Source organism: Oleiphilus sp. HI0080 (genome assembly GCF_001635135.1).
Genome location: NZ_LWFU01000125.1, coordinates 1 through 463 on the forward strand (window position 1 = coordinate 1; position 463 = coordinate 463).

The 463-nt window shown below is 50.1% G+C and carries 1 protein-coding gene; it reads left to right on the plus strand.

Translation table 11 applies throughout. The features are described 5' to 3' along the window. A partial coding sequence (locus A3751_RS22450) for an HD domain-containing phosphohydrolase (RefSeq protein ID WP_369821218.1) occupies nt 1-463 on the plus strand: 463 nt, incomplete at both ends.

The window sequence follows — 463 nt, forward strand, 5'->3', positions numbered from 1 at the left end:
AAGGGGTGACCGATCAAATAAAGAGTCTTGTCGGCCTGCATCACGAATGCTTGGATGGCTCGGGTTATCCGACGGGAAAAGTCATGCAAGACAACTTGCTCTGGTCGATTCTGGTGGTTGCGGATCGTTATGACGAACTTGTCCATCAGTTGCTCGATTGCTCTGGGATGATCCCAAAATCGGCGTTACGCGAGCTCTACAAGGATGCGCAGGACGGGAAGATCGATGTTCGCGTCGTGCAAAGTTTGATTACCTTGATGGGTGTCTACCCCATCAGTTCTGCGCTTCAATTGAAATCTGGAGAAAAAGCGATTGTCACTGAGTGTCACAGGAGTGCCCCAGCCCAGCCATCGATACGGATTTTTTATGATGGCAAGGGTAACTTGCTTCCAAAAACCGAGGACGTTGATCTGAGCGCCTTGGAAGAAGATCATCCGCGAATGGTTGCTAAGGCCATAGACTG